This is a genomic window from Psychrosphaera sp. 1_MG-2023 (assembly GCF_030548245.1).
Lineage (GTDB): Bacteria > Pseudomonadota > Gammaproteobacteria > Enterobacterales > Alteromonadaceae > Psychrosphaera > Psychrosphaera algicola.
This window is the reverse complement of record NZ_JAUORW010000022.1, coordinates 58,156-67,256: the sequence shown is the minus strand read 5'-3', so window position 1 is coordinate 67,256 and position 9,101 is coordinate 58,156. Positions and strand designations below refer to the sequence as shown.

Genomic DNA, 9,101 nt, shown 5'->3' with positions numbered 1-9,101 from the left:
GCGCGCTCGGGAGGATTCGAACCTCCGACCGCCTGGTTCGTAGCCAGGTACTCTATCCAGCTGAGCTACGAGCGCGCTATATCTTTAACACACATTGAATGGCGGAGAGGGGGGGATTCGAACCCCCGATAGGGCTACAAACCCTATACTCCCTTAGCAGGGGAGCGCCTTCAGCCTCTCGGCCACCTCTCCACTCAATGTGGATGCGTATAGTAATGATCTGAAAATATAAGTCAAACAAAAAATAACAAATAAATTACTGTCTGCTTTGATTTTGACCAATTTGAAAGTTTACCCATCAGATTGACGGATAATCAACCAAGTTTACATACAATTTAAAACGTTAAAATAAAAAAGCCGACTCAAGGTCGGCTAAATGCTTATTCCGCTTCTGAAGGTGTTCCACCTTTTTCAGCCTGAATTCGCATGTATATCTCTTCACGGTGAACCGCAACTTCTTTAGGGGCGTTAACACCAATTCTTACTTGGTTACCCTTTACACCTAATACAGTGACAGTGACTTCGTCACCAATCATTAATGTTTCACCAACACGACGAGTTAGTATAAGCATTATTAGCTCCTTATATGCTTGCTTATGTTACTTTCCAGAGGAAAGCCGTATATCCAGCAAAAAGCTGACGAGAGTGATTCTACAGGTAGTGCCACAAACATCCAATTTCTACTAATAACATTTGTTTAACGCAAAAGCACTGTGAAGCGCTCTCACTGCCAGTTCCATATATTTCTGTTCGACGAGAATGGAAACTTTGATTTCAGAAGTCGAGATCAAATCCACATGAACATGTTCATCTGCTAACGTCTTTAGAATTTTACTAACGACGCCAACATGAGATCTCATCCCTACTCCTACTACTGAAATCTTAGCAATAGATTTGCGACCTTGCACATTATCATTTGATTTATTTTCACTTTTTTGTGACAACCCGCCCAATATGGACATTGTTTTGTCATAATCGGCCTCAGAAACAGTAAAAGCGAAGTCAAACTTGTTGCCATTTGTCCCGCGTGCTATCGATTGCACAACCATATCTACTTCAATATGTTCATCTGCTACCATTCCAAGAATGTCCGCTGGTGTCAGATGCGTGGGATCTAAATCATGAAACCACACTAGCGCTTCATCTTTAATCGCAGAAATCGCTGTAACCGCTAATTGTTCCAAAAGGTTTTCCTCATAAGTGACTAAGGTGCCTGAATCCGCATAGGGCGTATCGTAATCGGTAAAACTCGAAAGTACCCGCAACTTAACTGAATGATTTAGGGCCATTTCAACTGAGCGCTTCTGCAAGACCTTAGCACCTAAACTGGCCAACTCTAGCATTTCATCAAACAACAAGTGCTTTATACGCCTAGCGTTGGACTCAATGCGCGGATCGGTGGTGTATACACCATCAACATCGGTATATATGAGGCATTCGTCAGCTTTTAACGCTGCAGCTATCGCCACTGCGGTTGTGTCTGTGCCACCACGACCTAACGTTGTAACATCATTTTCTTTATTTCGACCTTGAAACCCGGCGGCTATAACAATTCGACCGTGGGACAAGTGCTCTTGAATAATCTTTGGGCTTACCGACTCAATTCTTGCTTTACCAAATTCACTACTGGTTTTTATGCCAATTTGCTCGGCCAGTAAAGATATGGCGGAATACCCTTTTGACACTAGCGCCATGGCAAGTAGCGACGCACTCACCTGCTCACCTGTGGTAATCAACATATCCAGCTCACGACTCGAGGGTTGATTATCAACCTGAGCGGCAAGTTCTATCAGTCGATTAGTTTCCCCTGCCATGGCCGAGACAACCACAACAACTTGATGGCCTTGTTGCACCGTATAAATGATACGGTCCGCCACAGCCTTGATTCGCTCGACAGTGGCAACCGATGTGCCACCATATTTATGCACCAATAATGACAAGTTATTCTCTTTTATCGGGTTATAAACAAAAAACCCAGCTTTACGCTGGGTATTTTAAGTTATTTTTAACTGAGTTTTTCGTTGAGTAACTGCTCAACACTCTCAAGTGCCGCTGGCACATTTTCGGGTTGTGAGCCGCCGGCTTGGGCCATATCTGGACGACCACCACCTTTACCACCAACTAACGATGCTGCATGATTGACAATTTCGCCCGCTTTAACTTTGCCCACCAGATCTTTAGTCACACCAGCAATCAAACTGACTTTTGAGTCACTCGATGCCGCTAATACGATAACCGCCGAACCGAGTTTGTTTTTCAGCTCATCAACCATACCGCGTAAAGATTTAGGATCGGCATCGTCAAGATTAGCAATAAGGCATTTTACACCACCGATGTCTTTCGCCTGTGACACTAAATCGCCACCTTGTTGACTTGCTAATTTATCTTTCAATTGGCGAAGTTCTTTTTCTAGCGCTCGTGATTTATTTAGCGTTTGTTCAACTTTTTCCACCAACGTGGCCGCATCACCTTTTAATAAGCTAGCTGCGGTATTGACGACATTTTCAGTTGCATGAAGTTGTGCGATAGCTGCCATACCAGTTACTGCTTCAATTCGACGAACGCCTGCCGCAATACCAGCTTCAGAAACAATTTTTAACAAACCGATGTCACCAGTACGCCCAACGTGGGTACCGCCACAAAGCTCAATAGAAAAACCGCCCATAGTGACAACACGAACTTCATCGTCGTATTTCTCACCAAATAGCGCCATTGCGCCTTTTTCTTTAGCGGCATCAATTTGCATCAATTCTGTATTTAATGCGTGATTCTGTTGAATTTGCTCATTAACCAAACGCTCAGCGAGTTGTAATTGCTCTGCTGTCACCCCTTCGTAATGTGAAAAGTCAAAACGGAATTTGTCGGCTTCAACAAGCGAACCTTTTTGTCCTACATGCTCACCTAATACTGTTCTTAACGCAGCGTGTAATAAATGGGTAGCAGAGTGATTTTGTTTAATCGCGCTTCGACGCGCTTCGTCTATCGCTGCATTCACTTTACTGCCAATTGTTAATGTTCCAATGACTGTGCCGTAATGACCAATCGCATTGCCAATTTTTTGCGTATCATTAACTGTGAACTCTGCAGAGTCGGCCGCTAATGTGCCTTTGTCTCCAGATTGACCACCAGACTCAGCATAAAATGGGGTATTGTCTAAAATTACCACACCGCTTTCACCGTCTTCTAAACTGGCAACAGACTCACCATTTTTAAACAACTCAATAACGTTTGCGGCATATGAGGTATTGTCAAAACCTTTAAACTCAGTCGATTTCTCTGATTTTATTTGGTCGTTGTAGTCCGCACCGAAGTTAGACGCTGCTTGTGATTTTTTGCGTTGTGCTTGCATTTCACGTTCAAAACCAGCTTCGTCAATCGTAAGCTCTTTTTCACGTGCGATGTCAGCCGTTAAATCCGCAGGGAACCCGTATGTATCATACAGTTTAAAGACTAACTCGCCTGGGATCTCTGTGCCGTTAATATCAGCTAAGTTTGACTCTAAAAGTGCTAATCCGCGTTCTAATGTTTTAGCAAATTGCTCTTCTTCAATGCGTAGCATTTTTTCTACGACCGCTTGTTTTTGAGCAAGTTCTGGATAGGCTTCGCCCATTTCCTGAACTAAGGTAGCAACTAATTTATTAAAGAATAAATCCTTTCCACCAAGCTGATATCCGTGGCGAATTGCTCGTCGAATAATACGACGCAATACATATCCACGGCCTTCGTTTGACGGCATTACGCCATCGACGATCATAAATGAACATGAACGGATATGGTCAGAAATAACCCGTAACGATTTATTTTCCAAATCCGTTACATTCAATAATTTAGCCGTAGCTTTAATTAGTGTCTGGAAAATATCAATTTCGTAGTTCGAATGAACTCCCTGCATAATCGCAGCAATACGTTCTATGCCCATGCCAGTGTCAACAGAAGGCTTAGGAAGTGGGTTCATCACGCCATCTGCACTGCGGTTGAACTGCATGAATACGATGTTCCAAATTTCAATGAAACGATCACCGTCTTCTTCAGGTGAACCTGGAGGCCCGCCCCATATGTGTTCACCGTGATCATAAAATATTTCAGAACAAGGACCACAAGGACCTGTGTCACCCATAGCCCAGAAGTTATCTGATTCGTATTTTTTTTCCGGAGACTTATCGCCTATACGAACGATTTTTTCCGCCGGAACGCCAATTTCTTTATTCCAAATATCAAACGCTTCGTCGTCATTTTCGTAAATTGTTACCATTAATTTCTCTGGCGGTAACTTAATAACAACGGTCAAAAATTCCCAAGCGTATTGAATGGCTTCACGTTTGAAATAATCACCAAATGAAAAGTTACCTAACATCTCGAAGAAAGTATGGTGACGGGCAGTATATCCAACATTCTCTAAATCATTGTGTTTACCGCCTGCGCGGACACAACGTTGCGATGTTGTCGCGCGGGTATAAGCGCGGCTTTCGGCCCCTAAAAAGACATCTTTGAACTGCACCATGCCAGCATTAGTAAATAATAAGGTTGGGTCATTCCCAGGTACTAATGAGCTTGAAGAAACAATTTGATGTTGGTTTTTTGCAAAGTAATCTAAAAATGCCTGTCTTAAACCGGCCGTCGTGTTATACATATTTTCTCGCTCATCGTCTTACGTTGTTTGTATTACCAATTGTCTTGGTCAGTCGCCATTGCATATTTAATTTCGTCTGAGCCAAAACCGCGATACTGTAAAAAACGATACCGTTTGGCCCGTTCTTTATGATCTGCAATTTCAGTAACACCATATTTTTTGTGGTACGTCGCTTTCGCCTTTTCAAACCAATCAACTTCAAGGGTTTCAGCAAAAGCATCTATTTGTTCACTTTTAATGCCGTGGGGTCGTAAATCGTTGCGTATTCGGACTAACCCCAAACCCGCTGCGATTTTTGTTTTTACCACCGCCCGCACATATCGACTTTCGTTTAAAAAATCGTTTTTGATAAAATCGGCAATCAGATCTTCTTTAAGAATTTCATCTTCACAGACTTTATCGAGTTTCTTTCTAAAATCGTATTCTGAAAAATCGCGTTTAGACAACCAATAAAACGCTCGATTACGCAGTTTAGTGCGATCCGTAATCAGCTCATATTCTTTATTTTTTGTCCAACTCATCCGAACTCTTTATATCTTTTACGTCAGTCTCTTGCGATGAGGTTTCATCTTTTACCTGCACCTCACTGTCTTCTGTCGCAGTTTTTTCAGATTGAGCACGTTCACTTTGCGTATCATCTGTCGATACCCGCTCCACTTCATCTGAAGAAGATAACTTGCGGTCTGCCGCAGCGTTTTTCAATGTTTCTTCGTCAGTTAGTTCACGTTCTGTCCGTCGATTTTCAGTCGTTTCGGTATTTGTCTCTTGAGCGTCTGCTACTGCTGGTATTTCAGCATCTGATGACTGCTCGCCAGTACTTTGTGCCTGCGAATTTGATTCAGCATTATTAACTGGCTGATAGATATCCAAAAATGCGTGATAGAAGGACAGGTTACTCAACGACAGCGCAATTAGCCAACCAATCAAAATAACCGGCATACTGACCATCCAAATCGCCATAATCACGATGCCATAAATTGTCATCGGCACGACATTTTGCCATCCGGCTTGGAAGCTTTGGTAAATAAGGACTTTAACTGAGCTGTTGGGATTGACCCAGGCAGCAGGAATTGAAAACGCGGTCGCCATAAAGTTAAGCCCCATAAAGAGCACAAAAATGACAAGTTGATCTAATGCTGGCGGTAAGCCTCCAATCATGGCTTCAGCCATATTAGAACCCGCCATTGAAGCAGGAATGCTCAGCAGTATGCTCACCAATGAAATCCGGAATAACACACGGTATTCTCGAATGCGCGATAGATAATGAAATAAATCGTTTACCGAAACTTGCTCACCTTGCTCAACTTTCGACGCAACTTGATATAAACCTATAGTCAAAAATGGCAAAAGAAAAACCGCAACGTAACTGGCCAGTGGGACTAAACTCGCAAGCAATTGAATAGCCATTAATATACCGGCTATAGCCATAAATGGTGCAGGTTGCTGAGTAAAAAGTCGCCATCCACTTTTAATCCAACTAAACGCACGCAACGAATTGACTCTACTGACTGCTAATTGCATTAACTTTTAACCTAAAATGTCTAAAACAAGTCGCCCATAATGACGACAAATATGGCCTGTAATGATACCTAAAAAGCTAATGATTACTAGGCCTTCGTTAATAATTAAGCATTCTAAATTGTGACATCATATTGCCGAATAACATTTCCCCTCCACACCCATCGTACAATTTGCTTAGAGCACACAAATTTTGTTTCGATTGTTTTAACTCGTTACTCCTTTCATCAATTAAGGTAGTCTAAATGCATCTAACTACGCACCTTTTTGTCTGACTTTCGTATGCTTGAATTTCCAATTTCTGTTAATAACGCACTGCTTCAAGTCAATGTTGCCGATTCATATACGGCGCTAAGTGGCCAGCAAATCGATTTTATTTTTGGCCATAGTGATTCACCATTTACCCAATTTGGCTTTTTGAAGGCGCTCGAAGATTCAGGCTGTATTGGGCTAAATACAGGATGGTTACCAAAGTATCATTTGATTTATGAACAAGACACATTACTGGGCTTGTTGATAATGTACGAAAAACACCACTCATACGGCGAGTATGTGTTTGACTGGGCTTGGGCTCAGGCATACCACCAGCATGGCATCGAGTACTACCCAAAACTGTTATGCGCAATACCCTTCACTCCAGTACCATGTAAAAAATGGCTAGGGTCAGATACCCTATCTGAATTTGATGTTTTTAGCGCGTTGCAGCAGCATTATCGCGAGACGTTAGAATACACTGGCCTGCATTTAAATTACCCCAATTCCCTTGAAGCTTCAGAGTTGCCACCAGCAATAATGGTCCGAGAAGGTCATCAATTTCATTGGTTCAATTCGGTACCTGTTAATTTGGTGAATGATGTTTCCGCTTGCACCGAAACACTAGAGCCAGTCGTTGATGTTGCAAGCAAACAGAATCTAATAAATGCTGACCGCTTTGCAGACTTCGACCATTACCTTTCGACAATGACGGCGAGAAAACGCAAGTCGATAAAAAAAGAACGTCTTCAGATTAAAAATTTAGGCATTGAATGCGTTTGGCGAACCGGAACTGAAATCACCAAAACAGAGGCTCACGCGTTTTACACTTTTTACCAACTAACTTACGAAATACGGGGACAACAGGGGTATTTGAATCAAACCTTTTTTGACCAAATATTTTCTACGTTATCCGATAATATTCGACTACTCGTGTGTTACCACGACCAACAAGTTGTTGCCACTGCGCTGTATTTTGTTGACGCTAATACGCTTTATGGACGCTACTGGGGCTCTGATCAGCAATTCGACCTTCTGCATTTTGAGGCCTGCTATTACCAAGGAATCGCGTATTGCATCGATCATGGTTTAACCTGCTTTAACCCTGGTACTCAAGGTGAGCACAAGATCAGTCGAGGCTTCAAGCCAACATTGACCTATTCTTATCATGCGATTTACCTTGATCCATTTGAACAAGCCATTAAGCGATTTTGTCTGGACGAAAAAGCCCATAATCGTTTATACATGGCTGAATGTGAAAAAAAACTGCCCTTTAAAAAGATCGAATGTTAAGACCCATCCGTATCATTGGTGAAATTAAATGGTGAAAATACCGTTCTACTAAATACATCTCGCATTTGGAGTTTATTATGAAGTTGCCTTCTCTCATTTTGGCCTGTGTTTTAGCCGTTTTTGTCACTGCATGTAGCCAGGCTCAGGAAGTTAAAAGTTTGATGGGAGACCTTCCCATCGCCGTAAAAACCGACAAACTCAGTGTGCAGCAAAGTAGTATTGTTTTAGGACTTGGTTGCTTTTGGGGGGCGGAGAAAAAATTTGCTCTATTACCGGGGGTTATCGATGTTAAATCGGGGTATGCCGACGGACGTGGTTTTGATGCTACTTATAGAAACATAACGCAACGTAAACATAAATTTAACCCAGACAATTATGCCGAAGTAATTGAAGTTACGTTCAACCCAGAACAAATATCTTTGTCATTAATTTTTAGACACTTTTTTGAATTGCACGACCCTACGCAACAAAACCGTCAAGGTAACGACATTGGCACCCAATACCGATCTACGATTTTGTATAACTCGCCTGCAGAAAAACAAGTTGCGTTAGAGGTGCAAGCACAATACCAGACGTTATTAACAAACGCGGGGTTCGATAAAATAACAACCAAGCTAGCACCTCTTGATAAATTTCATGCTGCGGAAACTTATCATCAGGATTATTTAGTCAAAAACCCGAACGGATATTGTCCAGACCATTCAACCGGAGTGCGGTTTGATAAGACTAAAGATAAATCTCGAGAGGTTGATAATACGGCCATACTGTCAGGCCAGCATATCGTGATCATCGATTCTGAGTTTTGCCCTTATTGTGACTTATTTAAAAAAGACGTTGCCAATAATTACTCTGGTTCGGTGCCGATGCATTTTCGTAAGGCCATGGAACTCGAAGGTCTTGAAGTTACCACCCCAACTTGGGCGACACCAACCATATTATTTATGCAGGACGGCGTCGAACAATACGGTATTCAAGGTTATGTGAATAACAAGGATTTTTATAAAGCCTTAGGTTATTTTAAATTGGGTAAATCTGAAGCATTTAACGTTGCATTTAACGAAGGCACTGACTCACGTTATTGTAAACAATATGAATTATTTAAAAATACGCCTGACGGTAAATTTATCGACAAATTATCTGGCATTGCCTTATTTGACACAGACGATAGATTTAACTCTGGTAGCGGTTGGCTGTCGTTTACCAAACCGATTGACGGTACCGTCACGTATGTCGAAGACAATCGCTTTGGAATGCAACGAACAGAAGTTAGGGCGAAAGATTCGGATATTCATTTAGGCCATGTATTTGATGACGGTCCTAATGGCAGCAAACGTTATTGCATCAATGCCACGGTTTTGGACTTTGTCGCAGACTAACACTACAGCTTAAACGTAAAAATCTAGGCCAA

The 9,101-nt window shown here is 42.1% G+C and carries 7 protein-coding genes and 2 tRNA genes; 2 read left to right on the top strand and 7 right to left on the bottom strand.

The annotated features are described in order from the left end of the window. Position 1: 1 nt before the first annotated feature. From Q4575_RS17575 to Q4575_RS17545, 7 genes are all read right to left on the bottom strand, one after another. Positions 2 to 75: transfer RNA gene (locus Q4575_RS17575), tRNA-Arg, on the bottom strand. Between the two features lie 24 nt (positions 76 to 99). After that, positions 100 to 192: transfer RNA gene (locus Q4575_RS17570), tRNA-Ser, on the bottom strand. Between the two features lie 188 nt (positions 193 to 380). Next, a complete protein-coding gene (gene csrA, locus Q4575_RS17565; RefSeq protein WP_215963951.1) occupies positions 381 to 572 on the bottom strand; it encodes a carbon storage regulator CsrA in 192 nt (63 codons plus the stop codon). A gap of 111 nt (positions 573 to 683) precedes the next feature. Then, a complete protein-coding gene (locus tag Q4575_RS17560; protein WP_303523676.1) occupies positions 684 to 1,940 on the bottom strand; it encodes an aspartate kinase in 1,257 nt (418 codons plus the stop codon). A gap of 65 nt (positions 1,941 to 2,005) precedes the next feature. After that, entirely contained in the window at positions 2,006 to 4,630 is a 2,625-nt protein-coding gene (gene alaS, locus Q4575_RS17555) for an alanine--tRNA ligase (RefSeq protein WP_303523675.1), read from the bottom strand. Between the two features lie 32 nt (positions 4,631 to 4,662). Continuing rightward, a complete protein-coding gene (locus tag Q4575_RS17550; protein ID WP_215963954.1) occupies positions 4,663 to 5,151 on the bottom strand; it encodes a regulatory protein RecX in 489 nt (162 codons plus the stop codon). After that, positions 5,132 to 6,151 (bottom strand): hypothetical protein, encoded by a 1,020-nt coding sequence (locus tag Q4575_RS17545; protein ID WP_303523674.1) that lies wholly within the window; start codon positions 6,149 to 6,151, stop codon positions 5,132 to 5,134. Before Q4575_RS17545 ends, Q4575_RS17550 begins: the two co-directional genes overlap by 20 nt. 264 nt (positions 6,152 to 6,415) lie before the next feature. Between Q4575_RS17545 and Q4575_RS17540 the strand changes: the two genes are divergently transcribed. Together Q4575_RS17540 and msrA are read left to right on the top strand one after the other, a co-directional pair. Further along, positions 6,416 to 7,693, top strand: a complete 1,278-nt coding sequence (locus Q4575_RS17540; protein WP_303523673.1) for a GNAT family N-acetyltransferase — start codon at positions 6,416 to 6,418, stop codon at positions 7,691 to 7,693. Between the two features lie 161 nt (positions 7,694 to 7,854). Further along, a complete protein-coding gene (gene msrA, locus Q4575_RS17535; protein WP_303523678.1) occupies positions 7,855 to 9,069 on the top strand; it encodes a peptide-methionine (S)-S-oxide reductase MsrA in 1,215 nt (404 codons plus the stop codon). The last annotated feature ends 32 nt before the right edge of the window (positions 9,070 to 9,101 follow it).